Origin of the sequence: Brevibacterium permense, from assembly GCF_025506275.1 — a bacterium.
In the GTDB taxonomy this organism is placed as follows: domain Bacteria; phylum Actinomycetota; class Actinomycetes; order Actinomycetales; family Brevibacteriaceae; genus Brevibacterium; species Brevibacterium permense_A.
In genome coordinates this window covers 48449-74066 of record NZ_QYCP01000094.1, presented here as the reverse complement: position 1 = coordinate 74066, position 25618 = coordinate 48449, and the positions used below count along the sequence as shown (strand labels likewise).

Sequence of the window (25618 nt, the reverse complement as noted above, 5' to 3'; positions counted from 1 at the left end):
ACTGTGCGAGCAGGGGGAACACCATGGATAACAATGTCCCGTCAGTGGATCAAAGCGACAGAGAAGTCCCGATCAACCTTCGTCAATCCGGCCCCACCCCGGTGGAAATGCTCATCGACACCCGTGTCCGCAAGTCCCCTTACTGGGAGCTGTCCATGCAGCAGGGCTGCTGGCGGGCGTCGATCTACAACCGGATGTATCACCCGCGCGGCTACATTCCCCGCGACGAGGGCGGGATGATGGCCGAGTACCAGCCCCTCGTCAATGACGTCACCCTGTGGAACGTCGCCGTCGAACGGCAGATCCAGGTCAAAGGCCCCGACGCCGAGGCGTTCGTCAACTTCGTCATCACCCGTGACGCAACGAAGATCCCGGTGATGCGCGCCCGCTACGTCATCCTGTGCAACGAGGCAGGCGGCATCCTCAACGATCCGATCCTGCTGCGGGTCGGCATCGACGAATTCTGGTTCAGCCTCTCCGACACCGACCTCATGCTCTGGCTGCAGGGGGTCAACGTGGGCGGCCGATTCGACGTCACGATCAGCGAGATCGACGTCGCTCCCGTGCAGGTCCAGGGCCCGAAGTCCGTCGACGTCATCGCCGATCTCGTCGGGGAGGAGGGACGCACACTGCCGAGCTATGGACTCATGGAGGCTCAGGTCGGCGGCCGCGACGTCATCATCTCCCAGACCGGATTCACCGGTGAGAAGGGCTACGAGATCTATCTCAAGGATGCGACGAAGTACGCCGAGGACATGTGGAACGCCGTCCTGGAAGCCGGCGCACCCTACAACCTCAAGGTCGTCGCCCCCAGCCATCACCGCAGGATCGCTGCGGGCATCCTCTCATGGGGCCAGGACATGGACTTCGAGACACTCCCGTTCCAGGTCAACCTGTCCTACCAGGTGCCGCGGAAGAAGGAGGCCGACTATATCGGAAAGGCCAGGCTCGAAGAAGTGCGCGGGCTGATCGAAGCCGGAACCCCGCCGTATCGCACGCAGCTGGTGGGTCTGCTGGTCGGCGGGAAGCCGATCACAGACTATGCACCCGACTTCTGGCTCGTTTCCGCTTCCGCCGACGGAGAGGCAGTCGGGTACGTGACCTCGCCGTGGTATTCGCCGGAACTCGAAGCGAATATCGCGATGGCGCACGTGCCGGTGTCGGCGACCGAGCTCGGCACCGAATACTGGGTGCATCTGCCGGAGCCGTTCGCGGATACTCCCGGAGTCCCGGTTCGCGCCGAGGTGGTCGAGATGCCGTTCCGCCCGAGTGTGAACCCCAACCAGCGTGAGCGTCTGAAGATGCGCGGCCTCGACGCCGCCGTCTGAGCCGACTCCCGTTCCTCGAGACCGAGCGCGGTCGCCGTTGCGCAAAGCCGGCGGCCGCGTTCGCATGCCGGCATCACGCGCCGTTGGTGCCGAATCCTCCCGTTGGTAATGCCGGCATCCCTCACCCGGAGTGGCTTCTCCTACCGATGACAGAGCACCCCTCACCCGCAGCCACAAACCACTCCGGTGCAAAGGGGTGATATGTCGCTGAGGGTGCGGGTTGCCGGCGTCGGTGCGGAACGCGACCAACGGTGAGGGATGCGCGGCCAGCAGCACGAAGCGGGGGATCCCGCGATCACTTTCCGCGCAGCGCCCTGACCTTCGCGAGGAGCTCGTTCTCCGCATTCGGGCCGGCTTTGACGCCGCGCGGCAGCCGGAACATGAAGACGATTCCGATGACCAGCCACAGTCCGAACATCGCCCACGACTGCCACGCCAACTGCGCGGAGACCGGGGTGATCGGCAGGTAGAGGACGAAGAGGATGAGAGTGAGCACGGCCGAGACGACACCGATGGCGAAACCGGAATTGCCCTTGCCGCCGATGCGCAGCGGACGGTTCATCGCCGGTTCGCGCTTGCGCAGGACGAGGAACGCGACGCTGACGAGGAAATAGGCGATGACGATCGCCGGGGAACCCGCATCGACGATCCAGCCGAGTGCCGCCGAGCCCAGGAACGGTGCCAGAGCCGAGAGCGCACCGATGAAGAGGATCGAGTTGACGGGGGTGCGGTAGCGCGGGTGCAGCTTGCCGAACCAGGCCGGGATCATGCCGGCCACGGCCATCGCCCACATGAGGCGAGACGACCCCATGAGGAAGGCGTTCCACGAGGTGATGATGCCGGCCAGACCACCGGCGATGACGAGCTTGCCCCAGATGGCGGAGTTGAACATGGCCGTGAGCGCGTCCGCGGTGACGAGATCGTGGGTGGCCAGTTCCGAGGCGGGCATGGCCAGCGAGGTCATCCAGATGATGATGACGTAGAAGGTGATCGCCATGAGCACCGAGATGACGACGAGCTTGCCGATCTTCGCCGGAGGCAGGTTGATCTCCTCGGCTGACTGCGGGATGACGTCGAAGCCGACGAAGAGGAACGGGACGACCGCGACGACGGCGATGAAACCGGACCCGCCCCCGGTGAACAGCGGCTCGGCATTGGCCGCCTCGCCGCCGGTGAGACCGCCGGCCAAGAGCATGAGGGCGACGATGATGAGGAAGGAGACGACGAAAGTCTGCACGAGTGAGGCGACCTTCACACCGCGGATGTTGATCCAGGAGATGATGATCGCGGTGACCGTGCCGACGAGGGCCCAGGTCAGGTACACATCGAAGTCGGCGATCGTCCACAGTTTGACGAATTCGAGATCCGGGAACAGGTAGAGGGCCGTCTTCGGCACGGCCACGGCTTCGAACATGACGACGCTGATGTAGCCGCCGGTGATCGCCCATGAGCCGAAGAGGGAGACTCGTGGCCCCATCGCACGGATGAGGTAGTTGTGCTCACCTCCGGCATGCGGCATGGCGGCCACGAGCTCGGAGTACACGGTGCCGACGAAGCACATGATGATGCCGCCGACGACGAATGCGAGGATGGCACCCATGGTGCCGGCGCCGGACAGCCATTCACCGGTGAGGACGACCCAGCCGAAGCCGATCATGGCACCGAAGCCGATGAAGAGCGCATCGATCGAGCCGAGGGCTTTGACGAAGCCGTGATCTCGATCTGTTGTTGCCGTCTGCGGTTGACTCATGGTTCCCTCGACACTTCTCTGTGGATGGACGATCAGATACGGGCAGCGCCGCGGGCACGTGTGGTCCCGCGGTGTTCCGATAAGGCAGAGTAGCAGGATTCTGACCGTTACCGGTGAGTTGACTGCGCGTGGTTTCATTCCGGGCCGATGGTGCTACATTGCGTGAGTGCACAGCTCACATCGCTCAGCGATCGTCCGCGTCATCGCGGGCTATCTGGCAGCACTGGTCACCGGTACCACTCTGCTCATGACCCCGGCGGCCACCGTCGCTGACGGCGGCATCTCGCTGCTCAAGGCTCTCTTCACCGCCACCTCGGCGCTCAGTGTCACCGGACTCGTCGTCCTCGACACCGGTCAGGACTACACCCTCTTCGGCCAGATCGTCATCATCTGCCTCATCCAGGCCGGCGGTCTCGGCGTGCTCCTGCTCACCACCCTGCTCGCCTTGCTGCTGGCGGGAAAGGCCGGCCTGCGGCTTCGCCAATCCGTGGCTTCGGAGACCAAGAGCGACGCGATCGGCGGTGTCAAACCGCTCGTTTTGCGCATCACGGCACTGACCGTCGGGACGGAGCTCGTGGTCGCCTCGGTGCTGTTCTGCCGGTTCTTCCTCCACTACGACGAACCCGTCACGGCGGCTCTCTGGGACGCGATCTTCCACGCGATCTCCGCGTTCAACAACGCCGGCTTCGGGCTGCGCCAGGACAGCCTCGTCGACTATGTGGCCGACCCGTTCATCTGCGGTCCGATCGGGCTGGCGGTCATCCTCGGCGGGCTCGGCTATCCCGTCCTCATCGAACTCGTCCGGCGGTACCGAACCCCGCTGAAATGGGGTCTGACGACGCGGATCATTGTCGTGCTCACCCCGGTTCTGCTCATCGGCGGCACCGTCTTCATCGCAGTCATCGAGTGGAACAACGCCGCGACGACGGGCCACCTCGATGCGTGGGGGAAGATCCAGGCAGCGGCGTTCCAATCGACGATCACGCGCACGGCCGGGTTCAACTCGATCGACATCAGCCAGATGCACACGGCGACGTGGTTCGGGATGGATGTCCTCATGTTCATCGGCGGCGGACCGGCGGGCACGGCGGGCGGTGTGAAGATCACGACGATGGCCGTGCTCGCGGCGACGACGTGGACGGAGGTCAGCGGCGGCCGGTCTGTCACCCTGTTCGGTCGCCGCATCTCCCGGGACGTGCACCGGCAGGCGACGACGGTCATCGTCCTGGCCCTGGGGTGGGTGCTGCTCGCGACGATGGTCATCCTGCTCTTCGACCCGAGATTCGGCCTCAGCCGGGTCCTCTTCGAAGTCATCTCCGGCTTCGGGACGGTCGGCCTGTCGACCGGGATCACTGCGGATCTGTCCGCCCCCAGCCAGATCGTCCTCATCCTCACCATGGCGCTCGGCAGGCTGGGGCCGGTGACCGTGGCATCCGGCCTGGCCCTGCGCGAGCGCCCCATCCGCTACGAACTGCCGAAGGAGCGTCCGCTGATCGGCTGAGTTCCGCAACATCGAGAGCCGAAACATCGACCGCTGAGACCTTTGCCGAGGCGGCCCCGACGTCACATCGGGACGCGGAATGAGATCCGCGGCCCAGAAAGGACACGACCATGAACGAGAAGAAGAACTGGATGGCGCGGTCAGCGTCGTTCTTCACCGGCGACCCCTCGCCGTTGGCGAAGGACGGTGCGGTGGCCGTGATCGGGCTCGGCCGCTTCGGCGGGTCCCTGGCGCGTGAACTCGCCGAACACGGGGTCGAGGTCATCGGCGTCGACCACGACGATTCGGTCGTGGCCGAATTCGCCGACGTCCTCGCTCATGCCTCCCGCGCCGATGCCACCGATGAGGTGGTGCTGCGACAGCTGGGCATCGACGAGGTCTCTCGCGTCGTCATCGCCATCGGCAGCGACCTCGAGGCGAGCATCCTCGTGGCTTCGCGGATCCTCAAACTCGGCAATCGGCACATCTGGGCGAAGGCGATCAGCGAAACCCACGCCGAGATCCTCCACCAGCTGGGCATCGGCAACGTCATCAGCCCCGAGAACGATATGGGTCGCAGGCTTGCCCACCTGATCAGGGGGCATATCTCGGACTTCCTGCCCATCGACGAGGATTTCGTCCTGGCCCGCACCACTCCGCCGGTGCGCACGGCCGACGTGCCCTTGGCTTCGCTGGGGCTGCGCACGGCGTACGACGTCACGATCGTCGCGTTCAAACGTCGCGGCGGCACCCACTGGGACATCGCCGATCGGGATGTCACCCTCTATGCCGACGACGAGATCCTCGTGGCCGGCAGCCCGAAGAAGGTCGAAGCGTTCAGTGAATTGGACAAGGACGCCGACGCATAGGTCGACGTCCTTGGACGATCGGCATTCCCTCGCCGAGGCGGCGCTTGACGTTTCAAGGCCCTCGCTGAGGCGGCCCCGTAGTCGGGTGCAGGCGATCGGGGCGCTGCTGAGGGCTTCAGTCGCCGAGGTCGACGACCTCGAACTCGAGGAGATTCGCCTGCTCGGAGACCGGCTTCTTTCCGCTGGACTCGTGGGCGGATGAGCGGTTGGCGCGCCAGTTCTCGAAGTCTTCGCGGGTTGCCCACTGGGTGTAGACGAAGTACTGGTCCCCGCCGGCCACCGGGCGCAGCAGCTGGAAGCCCTCGAAGCCGGGAGCCCCGTCGACCGAATGCTTGCGTTCGGCGAAGCGCTTCTCGAGTTCGGCGCGAGCTGGTTCGGGGACGGAGAGCGCGTTGATGGCGACGACTGACATGGTTGCTCCTGTTCGGGTTGGCAGCTGAGTCACTTCGACCCTACGGCTTCGACCCGAGTGCTGTCTGAGGAGTCCGATTGTTCGTCCGCAGAGTCTCAGATCCGCCGTCGACGACCTCGAGCTGGGTGAAGATCAGTCCGGGGGAGTGGACGTCGGCGGCGCGACGGATGCGTTCGGCGGTGAGTTCGCTGATCGTGGGGAACTCGGCGTCGCCGGCAGCGGTCGCACCGTCTGTGCCGACCGCGCCTTCTGCTGCCTGACCGTTTGCTCCGGCCGCGCCGGTCCGCTCGACTCCGCCATCAGCTGCCGTCACCACGGCCCGGGCCGTCTTCGACCGCAGCGGCTCCGGGGTCTGCACGAGCACGAACGATCGGGACCCCTGATCCCGATCGTTCGCGGCCATCACGGCCTGTGCTGTGGTCCCGGACCCGGCGAAGAAGTCCAGGACGATGGCATCGGGGTCGAAGAACGTCTGCGAGGCCACGAGCGCCTTGACCAGCTCGACCGGCTTCGGATAGCTGAATACGCCCGCCAAGCCCAGCGGCTCCAGATCGTTCTGCCCGCCGAGCGCCTTGATGATCGAATACAGCTTCGAACTCGCCTTCTCCGCCGGGGTCACCCGCACCACCGCATGCTTGTCCTCGCTGCCCCAGGGGCGCAGGATGTACTCGCCCGATGCCAGCTTTGCGTCCACCTCGGCGAGTTTCCCCTCGCCCTTGACGGCGACGATGTCCTCGTACATCAGCCGCCGCTCGGACCCGCGCGCGTATCGGCCGAAGCCGGCGCGCAGCACATCCGTTTCGACAAGCATCCGCCTGCCGTCGATGACCTCGAGCTTCGCCGGTGACTTCTTCTCTGTGAGGAACGGCCCGACCCGGCTCGCATCGCGGGCCCATACGTGCACATAGTCGTGCCCGCGCACGAAGGAGCGCGCATTGCCGCCGCCCTTCGCGCGCTGATGGATGAGCGTGCCCAGCGAATTGTCCTCACCGAAGATCTCGTGCCCGAGCAGCTGAGCCCACGCACTCTCCTTGTCATCGAGATGGAGGAACAGCACCCCGTCCTCGCGCATGAGCTCACGCGCGAGCAGCAGCCGCGGCGTCATGAACGACAGCCAACTCGCGTGATCGTGCCCGTGATCTTTGTAGGTGTGCGCGTTGCCCGTGTTGTACGGCGGATCGATGTAGACGACCTTGACCTGCCGGCGGTGCGTGGCCAGCAGGGCGGTCAGCGCGGGCAGATTGTCCCCGACGACGAGCAGATTCTCGTGTGGATCGGGAACGTGAGTGGTACCGTCGACGTCCCGCAGATGCGGACGACCATCACCGAGGTGGCCCTTCGGCGCAGGGTCACCGTCCACGAGGCGGGACCCAGGTTCCTGTTCACCCTGACCGGGGCAAGGCCCGGGCTCGGCATCGGCGATGAGGCGGCGACCGAGTGCGAAAGCGGCGGCCTTGCCGGTCCACTCCAAGACGGTCGTCATCCTTCTCCTTCTCCCCGAACGGTGCCAAGATTGCTGTATGAGTATTTCACGAGTGGCCGTGGTCGGTGCCGGCATCCTCGGCGTCGCCGCCGCCCGCGAAGTCACCACGAGGTTCCCCGACGCCGAGATCACCGTCTTCGACAAAGCCGAGAGCGTCGCTGCACATCAGAGCGGCCACACTTCCGGAATCGTCGACTCCGGACTCGACCAGAAGCCCGGCTCAGCGGAGGCGAAACTCACCCGTCGGGGCCTCGAGCTGCTCATTCCCTATATGGCTGAGTCAGGCGTCCCCTACAGGGAATGCGGGCAGCTGCTCATCGCCCAGAACACCGATGAGGCCGAACGCCTCGAAGAGATCTTCGCCCGCGCCAAAGACAACGAGGTTCCAGGCGCCAGACTGCTCGAGCGTCACGAGATCGGAGTCGTCGAACCGGCCGTCAGGGGAGTCCTCGGGCTCTTCTCACCCCATGCGGCCATCGCCGACTTCTCGGCGTTCACCGCAGCGCTCGCCTCCGATGTGCGCGCCGCCGGAGGGACATTCCGCTTCGGAACCGAGGTCACCGGATTCGACACCATGAGCAACGAAGTCCGACTGCGTGGGCGCTCGGTTCCGGCAGATGACTCGCCGACGGGGGACGGGGCCGCAGCCGGAGAGTCCGATGAGGACGACTGTGGTGCGAACACGGCCGGCGAACGGGGCGGGTCGGGTAAGGATGCCGTCGATGACCAGGTCCACGACCGCGACCAACGCGACGATCAGGTCCATGACCGTCCGCGCACCTATCGCGGAGAAGAGGACCGCGAACCCGTCATCGGCATTGCAGACGAGCTGCGCGAACGCTTCGGACAGCAGGACTGGTTCAAACAGGCCGAATCGACGCTCGGCGAGTGGACGCAGAAGGTCTCCGACGCGTGGGCGAACCGCGACGGCTCACGCCTCGGCGACTCTGGCTCACGCCTCGGCGACTCTGGCTCACGCGCCGGTGACGCTCCCAGCGGCAGGTCGCGCAGCGAGGCACCAGCCGAGGAAGTGCTCGGCAGCTTCGACATCGTCATCGTCTGCGCTGGTCTCCAGACCGATCGCCTAGCAGTCGCTGCGGGACTCGATGCCGAACCGAGGATCGTGCCCTTCACCAGCGACTTCTACCGAAGCCCGGCCACCGACACCGAGGTGGTCCGCGGCATCATCGGGTCCGTCCCCGACCCGCAGGCCCCTTTCGCCGAAACCTCGATCGTGCGCGGACTCGACGACGGGCTCATCCTCGGACCGAACACCTTCGTCGCCCTCGGCCGTGAAGCCTACGATCGGCACGGATTCGACCTCGCTGACATCACCTCGACGGCCAGATCCAAGGGGTTCTGGAAGTTCGCCGCACAGACTGCGAAGACAGCGGCCCGCGGAGTCAAACCCCTGGTGAGCAAGACAGCCTTCGTCGACGGAATCCGCCGCTTCGTCCCGGAGCTCGACCCGAACGCCGTGGCGCCCGGGACCCGCGGAGTCCGAGCTCAGGCGATGACCGCCGCAGGCGAACTCGTCGACGATCTCACCATGACCAGGCGCGGCAGGCTGACCGTGGTCAGGTCCGTGCCGAAGTGGGCTGCCACCTCGGCGCTGGCGATTGCTGAAACGATCGTCGATCGGGCCTTCGAGAACGCGGCCCGCTGAGATCTCCTCGCCGGCGGTCCGTGCCGCGCTGACGCTCCCAACTGACCTGCACGGCCGCTCTGGGGCGCAGACAGCTCTTATGGTAACTTAGCTTAGGCTAACCAAACTATAAGCGAAAGGGACTATGCCTGTGCCCGCGATTCGACCCGCCTCCACCTCGACGTCTCCGACATCGGCGGTCCGCCGGCGCCGACTGGCGGCCCTGACCTTCGCCTTTGCTCTGGCGCTCACCGGGTGCGGTGGCGGTTCCGCCGACGGGGCCGATGCGGAACGGGCGAGTGCAGGCAGCGTCGACGACGCCTTCGGCTCCGTTGACATCGGGAAGGCCGACCGTGTGGTTGCTCTCTCCGTCTCCGATGCGGACGCTGCTCTTTCCGTGGGTGTGGTCCCAGTGGCGATGACCGAAGCTCCGGTCGAACCCGTGATGTCGTGGGCGGAGGAGACGAGCGAGGCGGCGCAGACGGCGATCGACGATGCGGCAGAGGACCACCCGGATCTCACCGACAGGTCCTTCCTCGTCGCGCTCTTCCACAGTCCCGACGAGGTGGGAGTGCTGACCGATCGGGACTCGGCCACCGTCCAGTTCTTCAGCGAACTCGGGCTGACGCTCGACCCCGTGGCCGACAAGATGGCCGACGGATCGGTCCCCGGCAGTCTGTCCTTGGAGAAGCTCGACGCGGCGGCGGTCGGATCATGACCGGGACCAGCGCGGTCAATTCTTCGGCGGAGCAGACCGGTTCGGTCTCAGCCCTGTGCACATGGACCGAAATCGGTTCTGACGAGAACTGGAGGCTGCAGGTGGAACTTCCCACCTCAGCCATCCCCGCCGAGGCGGTCCCCGGAGACGAGCAGGAGATCTTCGTCGACCTCAACGGAGTCACCGACCGGCGGAATGTGCCCGGCGGGATCATGACCCGGCGCTCAGCCCGGAACGAGGCTGGCGACAGTGTCGACGGTGCCGACGCGACGAGGTATTCGATCGAGCTGCCGGTTCCGCGGGGGTATCGCGGGGCGCTTCGCTTCCTGCCCGTGCCGCGAGGACTCCAGGTCGCCGACCGTCCGACCTGGCTCGATGTCCTCGAGCGGGGATTCGTGCCCGCCGGTGACCACGACCTGCGCACGGTCACGGACATGCGCAGGAAACAGGTCCTCGAGCTCGCCGCACCCGATGCCCGGCCCCTGATCTGGACGGGTGGGGACCGGCCGGTGACCGACCCCCACAGCGGGGCAGGCGAAGGTCGATCCGACGTCGACGAACAGGTCATCACCCTCGGTTCCGCGCCGAGGCGGATCTGGACCCACAGGCCGCAGCGAGGTCCCGCCTCGGCTCCGGTGCTCGTCGTCTTCGACGGAGAGCGGTTCATCCGCGGGGGACTGCTCGCTGCGATCGACGAGCTTGTGTCTCCTCCGTCGGTGGTTATCGCCGTCGACCATGCACCCGTCGGGGACGACGGCCCCGACGAGGACGCGGCCGTCGGCCAGCGCGCCGATGACCTCGTGATGAATCCGCGGTTCTGCGACAGCGTCCTCGCACTCGTTCGTCAGATGGCGCCGGAGGTTTCGGCCCGCACGATCGTCGCGGGCGCCTCGTACGGCGGACTGGCCGCGGCTTTCTTCTCCCTGCGACATCCGGAAGCGTTCCGCGGGATCTGCCTTTCGCCGTCGTTCTGGGAATCCGACGATCGGGGGCGCAGGATCTGGGATCTCTCGCCGAGCCGAGCCGACGGTGAGCCGGGTGGAACCGCGGGAGAACCGGAATCTCCGACGTTGGAAACCCGGACGACGACCGTCGCTCATCCGACGTTCAGTGTCGACCACGGGATCCTCGAGTCTGTCATTGCGGACTCAGTAGCCGAGGCGACCGAGGAGTTCGCTGCTCGCGGCATCGACTTCGTACCCCGACCGTTCGTGGGCGGGCACGAGTATCTGTGGTGGCGCGAACTCATGCTCGTCCGTCTGGCCGAAGTCCTGGCGGAGTAGGCCCCCTCGCGTCAGCGGCGGTCAGGGCGCACCCGAAGTGGGGGAGTCGCCTCGGCGAGGGTTTTCTGCACCGTTGATCGGTGCCGTTGATCAATCGGCATGGCGTTCGAGGAACTCGTAGACCTCGGTGTCGTCGACGCCGGGAACCGCACCGGGCGGGACCGCGGCGAGCAGGGAGGCGTGCATGCGGGCTGATGGCAGCGCCTGATCCTCCCATTTCTCGGCCAGGTCATCCGGGGCCTGCCGGCAGCAGGACGGATCCGGGCATCCGGACTGCGAGCGGATCGGTGACTCCCGTCCTTCGAACCAGCGGACGTGGGAGAACGGGACGCCGACGCTGATGGCGAAGTCGCCGCCGGGCAGCACGCGTGCGGTGCACCAGAACGATCCGTGAGGGGTATCGGTGTACTGGTAGTAGGGGCTGAAGCGGTCGGCGACGCGGAAGACGGTGCGCGATGTGAAGCGTTTGCACGCGAACTGTCCCTCGATCGCACCCAGCGGATCGGTGGGGAACGGCAGCCCGTCATTCGAGTACGCCTTGTGGATCGTGCCGGAATTGTGGACCTTCATGAAGTGCACGGGCAGCCCGAGGTGCTCGGTGGCGAGGTTTGTGAACCGGTGGGCAGCCATCTCGTAGCCGACGCCGAACATATCGCGCAGATGCTCGACGGAGAGCACCCGCTTCTTCTTCTCCTCCTCGAGCATCGGCACGGCCGCGGACTCGGGCAGCAGGATCGCGGCCGCCAGATAGTTCGCCTCGACGCGCTGCTGGAGGAATTCGTGGAAGTCCTTCGGGGAGTCATAGCCGAGCACATGCGGAGCCAGGCTCATGAGCAGGTGCGACCGCGGATCGAACGCGGCGTCGGCGTTGGGTAGATACAGCCGTTTGTTCGCGGTATCCGAGATCGACCGGGTCGATTCGGGCAGGTCGGAGACGTAGTGGAGGCTGAAGCCGAGCTTCTCGGCGATGAGCGCCGTCTGCCGCTGAGACACCGTTCCGGATTCGTAGCCGACGAGGTCTAGCAGCTCGGCGGCGGTGGCCTCGAGGTCGGCGAAGTAGTTGTTCTTCTCCTTCATCCGTTCCCGCAGCTCACGGTTGGCCCGCCTGGCCTCCTCCGGTGTGGCCGCACGCCGTTCCAGGGCCTCGCCGAGCTGGCGTTGAAGCCCCACGATCGCCTCGAGGGCGTCGGCCGGCAGCGACTTGATCCGCACCTGCGGCAGGCCCAGGGCAGAGTACATGGGGGAGGCCTGATTGCGTTCGGCCTCCAGCTCGAGGGCCTGTCGTTCGTCGATCGGAGCGGGGTCGATGAGCTCGGAGACATCTGTCTTCAGCGCCTTCGCAATCGCGGCCAGGAGCGTGACAGAAGTTTCTCGCTTGCCGTTCTCGATCGTCGAGATCTGAGAGGCCGCACGCCCCACTTCCTGCCCCAGCTCGTTGAGGGTCAAACCGCGCTTCTTGCGAAAAAAGCGGATTCTTCTGCCGATGCTGAGTGGATCGGTCTGCTGATCTTCGCTCTCAACTTCCGCGCCAACGCTGTTCAAGGCGCCTCCCTCGGTTTCTGTGTGCTGGTTCACATGGTTGAAAAACAGTATGACAGAACCGCGAAATTTCTGGAACCAGAAATATCGAGATTATTCATCCAAAAATTCAGTGCGAGAGCCCTTGCGGCCCCCGCAGACTGGATACATCAACAACCCCGAGAGATCGAGAAAGAGAAGGACAATGACTGAGAACACCACGCAGAGCAGCTTGCACGATGCTGAAGCCATCCGCCGCGACTGGGCCACCAACGCCCGCTGGTCGGGAATCGCTCGCGACTACGAGCCCGAGGATGTAGTCAAACTGCGCGGTTCGCTGATTGAGGAGCACACGCTGGCCCGTCACGGAGCCGAGCGCCTCTGGAACCAGATCACCGCCGGCGACATCCACTCCGGTGACTACGTCAACGCCCTCGGTGCGCTGACCGGCAACCAGGCAGTCGAGCAGGTCAAGGCCGGCCTCAACGCCATCTACCTCTCCGGTTGGCAGGTCGCCGCCGACGCGAACGCCGCCGGCCAGACCTACCCCGACCAGTCGATCTACCCGGCCAACTCGGTGCCGCAGGTCGTCCGCCGCATCAACAACGCTCTGATGCGCGCAGACCAGATCGAGACCTCGGAAGGCAACAAGCAGGTCGATGACTGGTTCGCTCCGATCGTCGCTGATGCGGAAGCAGGCTTCGGCGGCACGATCAACGTGTACGAGCTCATGCGCTCGATGATCGCCGCTGGCGCAGCCGGTGTGCACTTCGAGGATCAGCTCGGATCCGAGAAGAAGTGCGGCCACCTCGGCGGCAAGGTCCTCGTTCCGACCTCGCAGCACATCCGCACCCTCAACGCCGCCCGCCTCGCGGCCGACGTCGAGAACGTGCCCAGCCTCGTCATCGCACGCACCGACGCCGAGGCAGCCACGCTGATGACCTCGGACATCGACGAGCGCGACCAGCAGTTCGTCACCGGTGAGCGCACCGCCGAAGGCTTCTACAAGATCACGAACGGACTCGAAGCCGGCATCGCCCGCGGCCTGTCCTACGCTCCCTACGCGGACCTGCTGTGGATGGAGACCTCGACGCCCGACCTCGAAGCTGCGAAGAAGTTCGCCGAGGCGATCCACGCCGAGTACCCGGATCAGATGCTGTCCTACAACTGCTCGCCGTCGTTCAACTGGCGCAAGCACCTCGACGATTCGACCATCGCGAAGTTCCAGCGCGAGCTCGGAGCCATGGGCTACAAGTTCCAGTTCATCACCCTGGCCGGCTTCCACGCCCTCAACTACTCGATGTTCGATCTGGCTCACGGCTACGCCCGCGAACAGATGAAGGCATACGTCGACCTGCAGGAACGCGAGTTCGCAGCCGAAGAACGCGGATACACCGCGACCCGCCACCAGCGCGAGGTCGGCACCGGATACTTCGACCTGGTTTCGACCGCGGTCAACCCGGAGTCCTCGACCACCGCACTGGCCGGCTCCACCGAAACCGCTCAGTTCCACTGAGCCGCACCGGGTTCACACCCCGCTGACCAGCGGGGATGAACCCACCCAGAACCCGGGGCGGATCGGCAGTGTTTTCACGGGGTTTACATTGTCGATCCGCTCCGTCACACCACAGACGAATCGAAACCCCGCCACGATCCCACGGGAACGCTCACGATCACGGCAGAGCCGCCTCGGCGAGGATCACCCACAGAACCAGCCGCACATTCCAGGCACACACTACGACGGGTGAGGAGAAGCCCATGTCTTACATCAAGATCAACGCGCCGCTCGAAACCGGCTTCGGCACCGTCCTTTCGGAGCCTGCTCTGACGTTCATCGCCAAGCTCCACGACGAGTTCGCCGGCACCATCTGCGACGTGCTGCGCACGCGCCGTGCCCGCGCGACCGAGATGAACGGCGGAACCCTCCCCCGTTTCAAGCCCGAGACCGCACGCATTCGCGCCGACCGCTCCTGGTCGGTCGCCGGATCCGCCGGCGCCCCCGGCCTCGAAGACCGCCGCGTGGAGCTCACCGGCCCGGTCACCGAGGATGAGGTCGTGGCGGCGCTGAACTCGCAGGCGAAGGTGTGGCTGGCCGACCTCGAAGACGCCACGAGCCCCACCTGGGCCAACGTCATCGGCGGGCAGGTCAACCTCTTCCGCGCTATCCGCGGACAGCTGCCCGGCGTCAACAACGACAACCAGCCGACCATCGGACTGCGCCCTCGCGGTTGGCACCTGCCCGAGAAGCACCTGATCTACGTCGATGACAACGGCCAGGAATTCTCAACCTCCGGTGCCCTCGTCGACTTCGGCCTGTACTTCTTCCACAACGCCCGCTACCTCATCGACAACGGCTCCGGCCCGTACTTCTACCTGCCGAAGCTCGAGTCCTCGCAGGAGGCACGCCTGTGGAACAAGGTGTTCGTCCTGGCGCAGAACATGCTGGGCATCCCGCACGGCACCATCCGGGCCACCGCGCACATCGAGACGATCACTGCGGTGTTCCAGATGGAAGAGATCCTCTTCGAGCTGCGCGAGCACTGCGCAGGTCTCGAGGCCGCCGGTTGGGACTACCTGTTCTCCGTGGTGAAGAACCTGCGCAACACCACCGACTACGTTCTGCCCGACCGCGAACGTCTGACGATGGACCTGCCGCTGATGAAGGCCTTCACGGACCGGCTCGTGGCCACCTGCCACCGTCGCGGAGCACACGCGATCGGCACGATGTCCAACCTCATGGCCGATCACCCGGATCAGGAGTTCGTGGCCTCCGAGTTCGAGCGCATGCGTGAGGACAAGGCCCGAGAGGCCTGGCAGGGCTTCGACGGCACCTGGGTGGCCGACCCGGCTCTGGTTCCGGCAGCTCTGGCCGTGTTCGACGCTGCTCTGGGATCGCAGCCGCACCAGCTGGAGAACAAGCGTCCCGATGTGCAGGTGACCAGCGAGAACATCCTCGACATCACCGGTCTCGAGCCGGTCGTGACCGAAGAGGGTGTGCGGGTGAACATCCGCGTGGCCATCGGATACATGAACGAATGGCTCGGCGGAAACGGGCACGTGGCTCTGGAGAACCAGCTCGAAGACGTGTCGACGGCTGAGATCTGCCGCTCGCAGATCTGGCAGTGGATCCGCCACGAGGTGACTCTGGACAACGGTCAGCAGCTGACCTCGCGTTTGGTGGAGCGCTACCTCGGCGAGGAGCTGGCTTTGATGCAGCGCATCGCCGATGATCACTTCGATGAGGCCGTGGAGATCTTCCGCGAGACGGCAATGGGCGAGGAGTTCGCCGAGTTCCTCACCATGCCGGCCTACACCGACCACCTGGTCGACCGGGTGTCCAAGGCCAGCGAAGCCTTCGTCGCCTAACAATTGCTACCCGACGGCGGCCCAGCAACCTCGCGCGAGGTTGCTGGGCCGCCGTCGGGTAGTTTTGGGCGGGGTCGTGTGGGGACTCAGCTCCAGTCCATGCCCTCGGGCGGCCACGGTTCGCCGTCCGCCTGAGCGTTGAGCTGGTAGGCGATCGCGCCGTCGATCGACTCGCGGATGATGTCCGCGTGACCGGCGTGGCGGGCGATCTCGGTGGCCAGGTGCCACAGGATCCAGCGCACGGTCATAGTGAAATCGTTGGGCATCCACGGGTTGTAGGGCATCGGAACTTCGGTGCCGAGGTCGGTCCCTGCGTCGTCGACTGCGGCCCTCGCGTCTTCGATCCCGTCGATGACCTTGTCGAAGATTGCGACCGCCTCGGTGATGTCGAGGTCGGGGAGAGCGGACCCGTCGAACATCGCCATCAGCCCCAACTTTTCGTTGACCGCCCGGTAGTCGTCCTCGCCGACCTCTCGCGTCGGCTCCTTGACTTGAATGAGCCAGTTATTGACCACCTGGGCTCCGTGAACGATGAGGCCCGCGATACTCAATCCACTGGCCTTCGGCGTGCTGCGGGCCTGCTCATCGGTCAGGCCCAGAGCCGTGAGCTTGAGCTGGGTGCACTGCTGCGTGAGGTAGGTGAACGCTGCGTCGGCTTCGCTCGTGACGGAAGGGGTGAAGAACGGCATGATCTCTCCTATGCGATGTCCGCCGCGGCCGGATTGCTGAAGCGGTGATCCTATCGTCAGATGTGACGCGGACATATAATGTCCGCATCAACAAGGTCGACGAATGTTTCTCGTTCGGAGGTGGAATGCGGTCGGAGACGCGACTCTTGAGCCTGCTCGGTCTGTTCGCATCCGGCAGGAGCTCCACTGCCGTCGAGCTTGCCGACCGCTTCGGCGTCACCCCACGAACCATCCGTCGAGATATCGCCGAATTGCGCGGTCTCGGCTACATCATCTCCTCGGCACCGGGCCTGACCGGGGGCTATCGCGCCGAATCGCGGACGGTGCTGCCGCCTCTGCAGCTCGAGGCAGGGGAGGCGCTGGCCACCGCGGTCGGCCTGGCACTCCTGCGCGGAGCGGGCCTGGACACCGAACACGCGGAATCGGCGACGACGAAGCTGCAGACGATGTTCCCGGCGGCGATGCGCGCGACCGTCGCCGATATCTCGACGGCTGTGTCTGTTTCCGAAGGCCACGCACCCGGAGTCGACATCAGCGCGGTCATCACGCTCGCCTCGGCGATCAATGCGTCGACGATCGCGACCTTCGACTACCGGAAGATGCAACGCCCTGACGTCGACTACCGCATCGTCACCGGCCCGGCCGACTGCCCGATCGCCGACGCGTCCGGCACCGCGACTGCCAAAGCGTCCGCCGGCCCGACCGGCGACCACCCCTCGACGCCCCGCCGCGTTGAACCGATCCGTCTCGTCGTCTTCGGTGCGCACTGGTACCTCTTCGCCTTCGACCTCGATCGCGATGACCATCGGGTCTTCCGCCTCGACCGGATGAGCTGGGTCCACGCGACGACATTGAGCATCACCCCACGTGAGCACCCCGACGCCGAGGCGGCTGTGTCCGCAGCCGTGACCACCACCGCGTACCCGCACACCGTCGTTCTGCGCACGGCCGCCTCGGCGCGGGAAGCGAAGGAATGGTTCCCCACCCGGAGCGCCACCATCACTGAGGCGTCCGATGGTGTGCGCATCACCTGCGGATTCTGGGACCTCAGGTGGGTCGCGGCCACCCTTGCGTCCATCCCCGCCGAGATCGAAGTGCTCCACCCACCCGAGCTCATCGACGCCCTGCGCGACCACGCAGAGAGAGCACAGGCGGTCGTCGAAGCGTCTAGAACTACCTGACGGCGGCCCAGCAACCTCGCGCGAGGTTGCTGGGCCGCCGTCAGGTAGTAATTGGGACAATGGGGGTTGCGGGTTGCTGACCGAAGCGTGATCCCGAAGTGAACGAATCATGGGTGAGTCCATATACTGGGGGCCATGACGATTCTCATTGGCTACCTACCCGCTCCCGAGGGTGAGGCTGCTCTGCGCGCGGGATTCGCAGAAGCCAAACTGCGGTCGAGCGCTGCCGTCGTGATCAACTCACAGCGACGAGGTGCCAGTGGAGCTCCGACCGAGATCGGTGAGGACGAGATCAAACGGATCGTCGACCTCGGCAAGGAATCGGACGTCGACGTCGAGGTGCTCCAGCCCGATCACGAAGACGATCTGCCCGGCACGCTCAACGACCTCGCCGAAGAATACGAAGCCCAGCTCATCGTCATCGGCCTGCGCAAACGCTCAGCGATCGGGAAGTTCATCCTCGGCTCGCAGGCACAGCGCATCCTTCTCGAAGCCGAGGTCCCGGTGCTGACGGCCAAGGCCTGAAATCTCGCCGAGGCGGCTCTGACCTCGGGATCATCGCCGCGGTTGCAGCCCCCATCCCCAGGCGAGGAGCTCGGCCAACGACACGCCATCGGCGTCACTGAGATCCTTGATCTGCGTGCGGCACGAATACCCGTCGGCAAGCACGACCTGCAGCCGGGCGCCTGCATCGGACTCCGTCGCACGATTCGGCGACACATCTGTGCCGGACCCTGTCTCACCGGTCGGCGAAGCATCGACTCCTGAACCAGTCCCAGCCCCCACGCCGGCGGCTTGTCCCCGTTTGCGCAGCGCCGGCAGCAGGGCCACCTCGGCGACGGCGACCGAGGTCTCGAAATGGCCGTCTTCGACGCCGAAGTTCCCGGCCAGACCACAGCACCCGCCGAGGAACTCCGTGTTTGCTCCGGCCCTGGCCAACAGCTCCTTATCTGCCGCGTTGCCGAAGATCGCCGACTGGTGACAATGCGGCTGCACGAGCGCTTCGATCCCTGACAGGTCCGGCAGTTCGGCGCCGATGCTCAGCAGATACTGGGCCAGAGTCTGCACCCGGTCGGCCACCCGGTGCGAAGCCTCATCGGCGACGAGTTTGAGCGAATCGTCCTTGAGCGTCGCCAAGCACGAAGGCTCGACGCCGATGATCGGCACATCTCCGGTGGCATCGAGAGCCGTGATCGTCTCCGAGAGATTCGCCTTCGCGGCATCGAGCTGACCGGTGGAGATGAGCGGCAGCCCGCAGCACACGGTCTGATCGATCACCCGCACGTGCACGCCGGCCTGTTCGAGCACGGCGACGGCCGCGGCGAGGATGCGCGGAGCGAAATGGTTCGACCAGGAATCGGCGAACAGCACGACCTCAGCGTTCGGTCGCAGCGAATCCGAGGCCGGCGACGACGCCTCGGCCGGCGCCTCGCCGTTCGAGCGAGACTCGGTATTCGCACGCGAGCCCGGTGCCGCCTCGGCGGCGGTGGTGGTCCACCATTTTCTGAACGTCGTGGACGCGAACTGCGGGATCGAGCGACGAACGTCGATGCCGGCCATCTTCTTCGCCAGGGTCGTCAGCCCCGGCAGCCCCGACACCCGGTTGACGACCGGCGCGAGCGGGGTGACCAGGCGAGCGAGCTGTGGAAGGAACCCGAGCGAATAGTGCTTCATCGGCCGCACCCGTCCCTGATAGGTCTGGTGCAGGACCTCGGCCTTGTACGTGGACATGTCCGTGCCGGTCGGGCACTCGGTCCCGCAGGCTTTGCACGACAGGCACAGGTCGAGGGCTTCGTGCACCTCGGGGGAGTCCCAGCGAGGCTCGAGCAGATCGCCGGACACCATCTCCTGCAGCACGCGTGCCCGCCCCCGCGTCGAATGCCGCTCGTCCCGGGTGGCCTGATACGACGGGCACATGATGCCGCCGCCGGCTGCCGAATCCGCGCGGCACTTGCCGACTCCGGTGCACCGGTGGACCGCCGAGGCGAAGCCGGCGGACTCGCCTTCATAGGCCATCGCCAGAGTGCCGGGCAGCTCCTGACGCAGCGGCAGCTGAGTCAGGCGGATCGATTCGTCGAGGGCGTCGGGGTCGACGATGACACCCGGATTGAGCAGATGCTGAGGATCGAAGAGGCGCTTGACCTGGGCAAACAGATCGAGCGCTGCCGGGGCGTACATGAGCCGCAGCAGTTCGGAGCGCGCCCGACCATCCCCGTGCTCCCCGGAGACCGAGCCGCCGTAGCGAGCGACGAGCTTCGTGGCCGCGACCATGAAATCGCGCATCACCTGCCCGCCGTTCGGATCCTCGAGCGGGAAGTCCACGCGCATGTGCAGGCAGCCATCACCGAAGTGTCCATAGGGAATGGCCCACAGTCCGTGCTCCTCGAGCAGCTCCATGAGGTCGTGCAGATAATCGCCGAGGTGGTCCACCGGAACCGCCGAATCCTCCCATCCCGCGTGGGCGTCGCGACCATCGGGCGTGCGTGAGACCAGGCCGGCGCCATCGGCACGGATCGCCCACACCTCGGCGGCCGCCTGGGCGTCGAGGACCGCGGAGTCGAGTGACTTCGACTCGGAGATGAGGCGCTGAGTCTCGGCCTCGAGCTCTGCCTCGTTCTCGCCGGTGAGCTCGACAACGAGCCAGCCCGCGCCCTCCGGCAGGGGAGGGACCGCCTCGGCGCCCTTGGTGTCGATGACCCGGTCGAGCATGCGCGAATCGAGTCCCTCACAGGCGGCGACGGGAAAGTCCTTCAGCAGCGGCGCATCGTGGGCGGCGGCGACCATGTCCGCGTAGCCGAGGACGACCGCCGAGGTGAAGCTCGGATCCTTGACCAGGCGCATCTTCGCCGCCAGGATGACGCCCCAGGTGCCCTCGGTGCCGGCGAATGCCCGGCGAACGTCGAAGCCGTTCTCCGGGAGGAGGGACTCGAGCCCGTACCCGGAGACCTGGCGGGAGAATGTGCCGAAGTTCGTGCGGATGGTGCCGAGGTTCTGTGCCACGAGTTCGTGCAGCCGCGGGAAAGTCGTGGAGGCGTCCGAATCATCGAGGGTGATGACGGTGCCGTCGATGAGCATGATCTTCAGCGCCAGAATGTTGTCGCCCGTGCGGCCGTAGCCCAAAGCGCGCGGGCCGCAGGCATTGTTGCCGATCATCCCGCCGATCGTGCAGCGAGTGTGGGTGGACGGGTCCGGGCCGAAGCGCAGACCGTGCGGTTTGGCCTGTTTCTGGAGATGAGCGTGGACGCAGCCGGACTGCACCCAGGCCGACTGTTCCTCCGAGTCGAGGTCGAGAACCGCGTTCATATGGAGAGAGAAGTCGAGGACGATGCCGCGGCCGATGGCATTGCCGGCGATCGATGTGCCGGCGCCACGGCTGGTGATCGGCACACCGAGGCGGCGGGCAACGGAGAGGATCCGCGCCACCTCGTCTTCGTCGTGAGGAAAGACGATGGCGGCAGGAACGAGCCGGAAGAGCGAAGCGTCGGAGGAGTACGCGGCGCGATCGGTGTCCTCGATGCTGAAATCACGGATGCCCGCGGTGCGGAACTGTTCGGCGAGTGCGGTGGGAAGCGCTGTCTGGGACTCGTCTTCGTCGACGGTCGCCCGATTCGCTCCAGTGGGATGGGCCATAGTCGTCATGTCCGCATTGTGCCACTTGGATTGCCGGAACATCGATACCTTCCACGGCGGAGGGTGGCGAGTGAGAGTCATCGTTCCGCCCCAGGGAAAGTTATGCGTTCGTTATCTTACGTGCTCAGAACGGTGCTAATCAGTAGCCTGAGTTCCTATATCCGGGAATTCTTGGCGTCTTGACATATTCGTGGTATCTAATGGGACTACACCAATTCGTGGCAACGGGCCACTACATGAATGCAAGGGAAGAAACCATGTCTCGTCGAGCTCGTGAATTGACAGTTGATCAGACTGCATTAGTCGGCGTCGTCCGAAAGGTCGCACGGCAGCGTTCGAAAATCAACACCGACTATGTGATGGCGATTCTGCGCGCCCGCGAAGAAGGCGCGACCTTCGGTGCGATCGCCGAGGCAGCCGGCACCTCCTCGCAGGCCGTTCAGGAGATCGTGCGCAGGCACGGACCGGTCAAGCGCAGCGAGCCGAAGGCCGGAGTCGCCGACCCCGCCTGATCCCAGGGAGTACAGGGGCACAACGGCGTTCGCCGGCCCCCTCTGCGTTCGCACTTCCCGCGCAGAGACCAGGGCGGTGATCCACACTCGATATGGATCACCGCTCTTGTGCGATTCATGGACGTTTTCTGACGATTCCGCGACCGAATCTTCGTGAAGCCGGAAGCGGGAATTGCACGAACGGAGACAACAGGGCTGATGGGCTGAGAAAGTCTTCAGAAAGATTCTGCCCTGCGTGCGGAAATCGCTTCACGATTCGACTCTTCGACTGTTTGTGAAATATCAGATGCTGAAGTGCCCTGCCGACAACCTCAGGTGCGTTTCCAGTTCGGTGGAAAAGCCGTGCAATCGGAGTTCCCGACCGCCTCGGACAGCTTAGATACAAGAAGTACATATTCGCCGATGTATTGCAGTCTTGTTACACACGACGCGGATCTGGGCGGTTCCCGGCCGGCGGCGGACACTCGGGCGAGATGCGGAGTGGGTTGTCTAGAGTAGCCGTATGAACTCCGAGCTCGAATCGCTGCCCGCTGAGATCATCGACCACTCTCTGATCCGCATCGCCTCCGACCTCTCACTCATGGCGTGGGAGCAGATGCTCGCCTGGAGGCCGCTGCTCGGCGCGAGCCTCGACGCCAGTGTCGTCGACACGAAGACCTCGCCGAATGACCTCGTCACTCGCGCCGATGCGCAGATCGAGGCGCTTGTGCGCGGCTACCTCAACCGAGTCAGGCCTCATGACCTCATGGTCGGCGAAGAGGGTTCGGAAGCCCTTGATCCGGTCGAATTCTTCCCGGCGGACTTCCTGCTCAAACTCAACGCTTTCGATCCGGAGACCGGTGCGCTCAACGAGGCTGCTGACGACGGTCCGCGTCTGGAATGGCATGTCGACCCGATCGACGGCACAGTCAACTATGTCCGCAATATCGAACACCACGCGTTCTCCGTCGGAGTCTGTGCGGCCGCGGATGAGGCAGCTGCCGGCCGCGGACTCGGCGACTGGCAGATCGGACTCGTCGCATCGCCGGGATTGAATGCCACATGGCTGGCAGCTGCCGGTCGCGGTGCCTTTCGGGTCGACGGACGCATGGCCGACCACCGCGAGGCCGGCTCCGCCATTCCGGCGCGACGACTGCACGGGACTCCGCCCGGGCTGTCCGGCAGGCTCCTGGCCACCGGATTCGCCTATGCCCTGAGCAACCGCGGCGCCCAACTGGCCAAGCTCGACGACCTCATGACCGGCTACGACGATATCCGCCGCTGCGGATCGGCGGCACTCGACCTGTGCATGGTCGCCGAAGGTCGGGTCAACGGCTACGCCGAACGCGGACTGGGCATCTACGACTACGCCGGTGGGGCAGTCATCGTCGAAGAGGCCGGACTCAAGGTCAGTCGCGGAGGATCCGGCGGGCCGACCGCCGCCGCCGATACTCAGGAAGAGGTCGACCGCCTCATCGCCGCTATCTGATCTGAGGCCCACCGCGTGCCCACCCCACCACACGCCCACCCGACCTCACTTCAGGTGTGATGCAGATAACGTCATACTTTTTTGACTTTATTTTCAAAGCATAGGCTAAGCTTACTTTCAGTGTGCGCACACGTTTTCTCATACGTACATTCCTGAAAGTGGGACTCCATGGTTTCGACTCGCCTTCAATTGAGCGCCCTGGCAGGCGTTGTCGCTCTGACTCTGGCCGGCTGCGGCTCGGCAGACTCCGATTCGGCCCAGGCCGAAGACTCCGGATCCACGATCGAGGTGGAGGACAACAACGGCAAGCAGACCGTCGCCTCCCCGCCGAAGTCCGTTGTCGCCACCGACAACCGCACGTTCCAGACGCTCAGCGACTGGGGCATCGAACTCAGCGGCGGCGCCGTCTCCCTGATGAGCGACGACCTCGACTACACGCAGGATGATTCCATCCTCGACCTCGGCAGCCACCGCGAACCCGACCTCGAGAAGGTCGTCGAGGCCAAGCCCGATCTCATCGTCAACGGTCAGCGATTCGCCCAGTTCCATGACGACCTGGCCAAGCTGGCCCCCGAAGCAACCGTGCTCGAACTCGATCCCCGCGACGAAGAGGACTTCGATGCCGAGCTGCGCCGCCAGACCGAGGTCCTCGGCGAGGTCTTCGGAAAGCAGGATGAAGCGAAGAAGCTCGTCGACGACTTCGACGCCTCCATCGAGCGTGCCCAGAAAGCCTACGACGACAACGACAAGGCCATGGGCCTGATCACCTCGGCCGGCGACATCGGCTATGCTGCACCGTCGGTCGGCCGCACCGTCGGCCCTGTCTTCGACATCCTCGACCTCGACCCGGCCCTCGAGGTCGAAGAGGGCAGCGAAGACCACCAGGGCGACGACGTCTCCGTCGAAGCCATCGCGAAGTCGAACCCCGACCTCATGATCGTCCTCGATCGCGACGCCTCCTTCGCGCCCGAAGAACGCGACGAAGGTTCGGCCCCGGCCGCCGAAGTCCTCGAAGACTCCGAAGCACTCAAGGACGTTCCTGCGATCAAGGACGACAAGATCGTCTACTTCCCTGAGGATACTTACCTCAACGAAGGCATCCAGACGTACACCGAGTTCTTCAACGACTTCGCCGACAAGCTCGAAGCTCAGAAGTGATGAACCTCGCCGAGGCGGCCCGACGTCGGAACGAAGCCCGACGCAACCGGACGGCTGAGTCCCCGCAGGGAACGGTCGATCCGTCCCCCAGCGGGACGGCAGCCCCGTCCGCACGTGGGGTCGCCTCGGCGAAGGCACCTCTGTTCGGATGGCCCCTGCTGTTGGGCATCGTCGGGGTCGCCATCCTCCTCGCGCTCTCGCTGCTCACCGGCGTCTACGACATCTTCGGCGGTGACGGCGGGGCCGAGATGTTCCAGATCACGCGGATCCCGCGTACGATCGCACTCGTCCTGTCCGGCGCCGCCATGGCGATGTGCGGACTTGTCATGCAGCTGCTGACCCAGAACCGCTTCGTCGAGCCGACGACGACCGGCACCACCGAATGGGCCGGGCTCGGCCTCATGCTCACCGTCATCGTCTACCCCGACGCCTCGATCGTCGCGCGAATGGTCGGCGCGATCATCGCCGCGTTCGTCGGCACCCTCGTCTTCTTCGTCTTCCTGCGCCGCGTCTCTCTGAAATCCTCGCTCATCGTGCCCATCGTCGGCATCATGCTCGGCGCCGTCGTCGGCGCCGTCTCGACCTTCATCGCGGTGCAGACGGATATGCTGCAGTCGCTGGGCATCTGGTTCGCCGGCAGCTTCACGTCGATCCTGCGCGGCCAGTACGAGACTCTGTGGATCGTCGCGGCCGTCGTCGTCGCCATCTTCATCCTCGCCGACCGCTTCACCGTGGCAGGGCTCGGCAAGGAGATCGCCACCAACGTCGGTCTCAACTACACCCAGATCCTGCTGCTGGGCACCGTGTTCGTGGCGATTGCGACCGGAGTGGTCACCGTCGTCGTCGGCAACCTGCCGTTCCTCGGCCTCATCGTGCCGAACATCGTCTCTCTCATCCGCGGCGACGACCTGCGCTCGAACCTGCCCTGGGTGTGTCTGCTCGGCATCGCGATCGTCACCATCTGCGACCTCATCGGCAGGATCATCGTCATGCCCTTCGAGGTGCCCGTCTCCCTCATTCTCGGTGTCGTGGGGGCCGCCGTGTTCGTCGCCCTGCTCCTGCGTCAGCGAAAGGTCGGGTGAGTTCCGGTGCGTGCGAAGGACGAATCCCCGGCTGGCACCGGCACCG

General features: G+C 65.3%; 20 protein-coding genes. 14 read left to right on the top strand and 6 right to left on the bottom strand.

From position 1 onward, the window contains the following. The first annotated feature begins 44 nt into the window (after window positions 1–44). On the top strand, window positions 45–1328 hold the full coding sequence (locus D3I60_RS15550; protein WP_262777340.1) for a glycine cleavage T C-terminal barrel domain-containing protein: 1284 nt from the start codon (window positions 45–47) through the stop codon (window positions 1326–1328). Window positions 1329–1623: 295 nt separating this feature from the next. On the opposite strand, the gene D3I60_RS15545 is transcribed toward D3I60_RS15550, so the two are convergent. Continuing rightward, window positions 1624–3078: an APC family permease gene (locus D3I60_RS15545; protein ID WP_262777338.1), complete on the bottom strand. Its 1455-nt coding sequence runs from the start codon at window positions 3076–3078 to the stop codon at window positions 1624–1626. 166 nt (window positions 3079–3244) lie between these two features. Between D3I60_RS15545 and D3I60_RS15540 the strand changes: the two genes are divergently transcribed. Continuing rightward, on the top strand, window positions 3245–4579 hold the full coding sequence (locus tag D3I60_RS15540; protein ID WP_262777336.1) for a TrkH family potassium uptake protein: 1335 nt from the start codon (window positions 3245–3247) through the stop codon (window positions 4577–4579). 110 nt (window positions 4580–4689) lie between these two features. Continuing rightward, entirely contained in the window at window positions 4690–5427 is a 738-nt protein-coding gene (locus D3I60_RS15535; protein WP_262777335.1) for a potassium channel family protein, read from the top strand. A 115-nt stretch (window positions 5428–5542) separates the two neighbouring features. Here the strand turns inward: D3I60_RS15535 and D3I60_RS15530 are convergent, their stop codons facing one another. Then, window positions 5543–5839: an antibiotic biosynthesis monooxygenase family protein gene (locus D3I60_RS15530; protein WP_262777333.1), complete on the bottom strand. Its 297-nt coding sequence runs from the start codon at window positions 5837–5839 to the stop codon at window positions 5543–5545. Window positions 5840–5879: 40 nt separating this feature from the next. After that, window positions 5880–7322: a site-specific DNA-methyltransferase gene (locus D3I60_RS15525; protein ID WP_262777331.1), complete on the bottom strand. Its 1443-nt coding sequence runs from the start codon at window positions 7320–7322 to the stop codon at window positions 5880–5882. Between the two features lie 37 nt (window positions 7323–7359). Between D3I60_RS15525 and D3I60_RS15520 the strand changes: the two genes are divergently transcribed. The 3 genes from D3I60_RS15520 to D3I60_RS15510 all read left to right on the top strand — a co-directional run bounded on the left by D3I60_RS15520 (window position 7360) and on the right by D3I60_RS15510 (window position 10968). Next, a complete protein-coding gene (locus D3I60_RS15520; protein WP_262777330.1) occupies window positions 7360–8988 on the top strand; it encodes an FAD-dependent oxidoreductase in 1629 nt (542 codons plus the stop codon). 130 nt (window positions 8989–9118) lie between these two features. After that, a complete protein-coding gene (locus tag D3I60_RS15515) occupies window positions 9119–9685 on the top strand; it encodes a hypothetical protein (RefSeq protein WP_262777329.1) in 567 nt (188 codons plus the stop codon). Further along, window positions 9682–10968, top strand: coding sequence for an alpha/beta hydrolase-fold protein (locus D3I60_RS15510; RefSeq protein WP_262777327.1), 1287 nt, complete (start codon window positions 9682–9684; stop codon window positions 10966–10968). The genes D3I60_RS15515 and D3I60_RS15510 overlap by 4 nt, the downstream gene beginning before the upstream one ends. Before the next feature lie 90 nt (window positions 10969–11058). On the opposite strand, the gene D3I60_RS15505 is transcribed toward D3I60_RS15510, so the two are convergent. Beyond that, complete coding sequence (locus D3I60_RS15505; RefSeq protein ID WP_440588585.1) at window positions 11059–12453, bottom strand: helix-turn-helix domain-containing protein; 1395 nt, start codon at window positions 12451–12453, stop codon at window positions 11059–11061. Window positions 12454–12691: 238 nt separating this feature from the next. Here D3I60_RS15505 and aceA point away from each other — a divergent pair, with 238 nt between their 5' ends. Both aceA and aceB read left to right on the top strand, forming a co-directional pair. Further along, complete coding sequence (gene aceA, locus D3I60_RS15500; RefSeq protein ID WP_262777325.1) at window positions 12692–14002, top strand: isocitrate lyase; 1311 nt, start codon at window positions 12692–12694, stop codon at window positions 14000–14002. A gap of 242 nt (window positions 14003–14244) precedes the next feature. Then, on the top strand, window positions 14245–15852 hold the full coding sequence (gene aceB / locus D3I60_RS15495) for a malate synthase A (RefSeq protein WP_262777324.1): 1608 nt from the start codon (window positions 14245–14247) through the stop codon (window positions 15850–15852). Window positions 15853–15938: 86 nt separating this feature from the next. On the opposite strand, the gene D3I60_RS15490 is transcribed toward aceB, so the two are convergent. Then, the gene (locus D3I60_RS15490; RefSeq protein ID WP_262777322.1) at window positions 15939–16541 is read right to left on the bottom strand and encodes a DinB family protein; all 603 of its coding nucleotides are present in this window, start codon (window positions 16539–16541) and stop codon (window positions 15939–15941) included. A 125-nt stretch (window positions 16542–16666) separates the two neighbouring features. Here D3I60_RS15490 and D3I60_RS15485 point away from each other — a divergent pair, with 125 nt between their 5' ends. Next, a complete protein-coding gene (locus D3I60_RS15485; RefSeq protein ID WP_262777320.1) occupies window positions 16667–17722 on the top strand; it encodes a helix-turn-helix transcriptional regulator in 1056 nt (351 codons plus the stop codon). A 135-nt stretch (window positions 17723–17857) separates the two neighbouring features. Further along, window positions 17858–18247, top strand: a complete 390-nt coding sequence (locus tag D3I60_RS15480) for a universal stress protein (RefSeq protein WP_101546446.1) — start codon at window positions 17858–17860, stop codon at window positions 18245–18247. A 30-nt stretch (window positions 18248–18277) separates the two neighbouring features. Here D3I60_RS15480 and D3I60_RS15475 read toward each other — a convergent pair whose 3' ends face one another. After that, window positions 18278–21352, bottom strand: a complete 3075-nt coding sequence (locus D3I60_RS15475) for an FAD-binding and (Fe-S)-binding domain-containing protein (protein ID WP_440588584.1) — start codon at window positions 21350–21352, stop codon at window positions 18278–18280. A gap of 359 nt (window positions 21353–21711) precedes the next feature. Here D3I60_RS15475 and D3I60_RS15470 point away from each other — a divergent pair, with 359 nt between their 5' ends. The 4 genes from D3I60_RS15470 to D3I60_RS15455 all read left to right on the top strand — a co-directional run bounded on the left by D3I60_RS15470 (window position 21712) and on the right by D3I60_RS15455 (window position 25572). Beyond that, window positions 21712–21864 (top strand): hypothetical protein, encoded by a 153-nt coding sequence (locus tag D3I60_RS15470; protein ID WP_164742748.1) that lies wholly within the window; start codon window positions 21712–21714, stop codon window positions 21862–21864. Between the two features lie 502 nt (window positions 21865–22366). Beyond that, complete coding sequence (locus D3I60_RS15465) at window positions 22367–23332, top strand: inositol monophosphatase family protein (RefSeq protein ID WP_262777315.1); 966 nt, start codon at window positions 22367–22369, stop codon at window positions 23330–23332. A gap of 168 nt (window positions 23333–23500) precedes the next feature. Beyond that, entirely contained in the window at window positions 23501–24490 is a 990-nt protein-coding gene (locus D3I60_RS15460) for a siderophore ABC transporter substrate-binding protein (RefSeq protein WP_262777313.1), read from the top strand. After that, the gene (locus D3I60_RS15455; RefSeq protein WP_262777311.1) at window positions 24490–25572 is read left to right on the top strand and encodes an ABC transporter permease; all 1083 of its coding nucleotides are present in this window, start codon (window positions 24490–24492) and stop codon (window positions 25570–25572) included. Before D3I60_RS15460 ends, D3I60_RS15455 begins: the two co-directional genes overlap by 1 nt. Window positions 25573–25618 lie beyond the last annotated feature (46 nt).

What these genes read in the sequence shown, in the direction of transcription:
- D3I60_RS15545 (WP_262777338.1), bottom strand. Translation starts at nt 3,078, where the DNA reads ATGAGTCAACCGCAGACGGCAACAACAGATCGAGATCACGGCTTCGTC.
- D3I60_RS15475 (WP_440588584.1), bottom strand. Translation starts at nt 21,352, where the DNA reads ATGGCCCATCCCACTGGAGCGAATCGGGCGACCGTCGACGAAGACGAG.
- aceA (WP_262777325.1), top strand. Translation starts at nt 12,692, where the DNA reads ATGACTGAGAACACCACGCAGAGCAGCTTGCACGATGCTGAAGCCATC.
- D3I60_RS15480 (WP_101546446.1), top strand. Translation starts at nt 17,858, where the DNA reads ATGACGATTCTCATTGGCTACCTACCCGCTCCCGAGGGTGAGGCTGCT.
- D3I60_RS15510 (WP_262777327.1), top strand. Translation starts at nt 9,682, where the DNA reads ATGACCGGGACCAGCGCGGTCAATTCTTCGGCGGAGCAGACCGGTTCG.
- D3I60_RS15490 (WP_262777322.1), bottom strand. Translation starts at nt 16,541, where the DNA reads ATGCCGTTCTTCACCCCTTCCGTCACGAGCGAAGCCGACGCAGCGTTC.
- aceB (WP_262777324.1), top strand. Translation starts at nt 14,245, where the DNA reads ATGTCTTACATCAAGATCAACGCGCCGCTCGAAACCGGCTTCGGCACC.
- D3I60_RS15535 (WP_262777335.1), top strand. Translation starts at nt 4,690, where the DNA reads ATGAACGAGAAGAAGAACTGGATGGCGCGGTCAGCGTCGTTCTTCACC.
- D3I60_RS15485 (WP_262777320.1), top strand. Translation starts at nt 16,667, where the DNA reads ATGCGGTCGGAGACGCGACTCTTGAGCCTGCTCGGTCTGTTCGCATCC.
- D3I60_RS15470 (WP_164742748.1), top strand. Translation starts at nt 21,712, where the DNA reads ATGGCGATTCTGCGCGCCCGCGAAGAAGGCGCGACCTTCGGTGCGATC.
- D3I60_RS15525 (WP_262777331.1), bottom strand. Translation starts at nt 7,322, where the DNA reads ATGACGACCGTCTTGGAGTGGACCGGCAAGGCCGCCGCTTTCGCACTC.
- D3I60_RS15530 (WP_262777333.1), bottom strand. Translation starts at nt 5,839, where the DNA reads ATGTCAGTCGTCGCCATCAACGCGCTCTCCGTCCCCGAACCAGCTCGC.
- D3I60_RS15465 (WP_262777315.1), top strand. Translation starts at nt 22,367, where the DNA reads ATGAACTCCGAGCTCGAATCGCTGCCCGCTGAGATCATCGACCACTCT.
- D3I60_RS15455 (WP_262777311.1), top strand. Translation starts at nt 24,490, where the DNA reads ATGAACCTCGCCGAGGCGGCCCGACGTCGGAACGAAGCCCGACGCAAC.
- D3I60_RS15520 (WP_262777330.1), top strand. Translation starts at nt 7,360, where the DNA reads ATGAGTATTTCACGAGTGGCCGTGGTCGGTGCCGGCATCCTCGGCGTC.
- D3I60_RS15460 (WP_262777313.1), top strand. Translation starts at nt 23,501, where the DNA reads ATGGTTTCGACTCGCCTTCAATTGAGCGCCCTGGCAGGCGTTGTCGCT.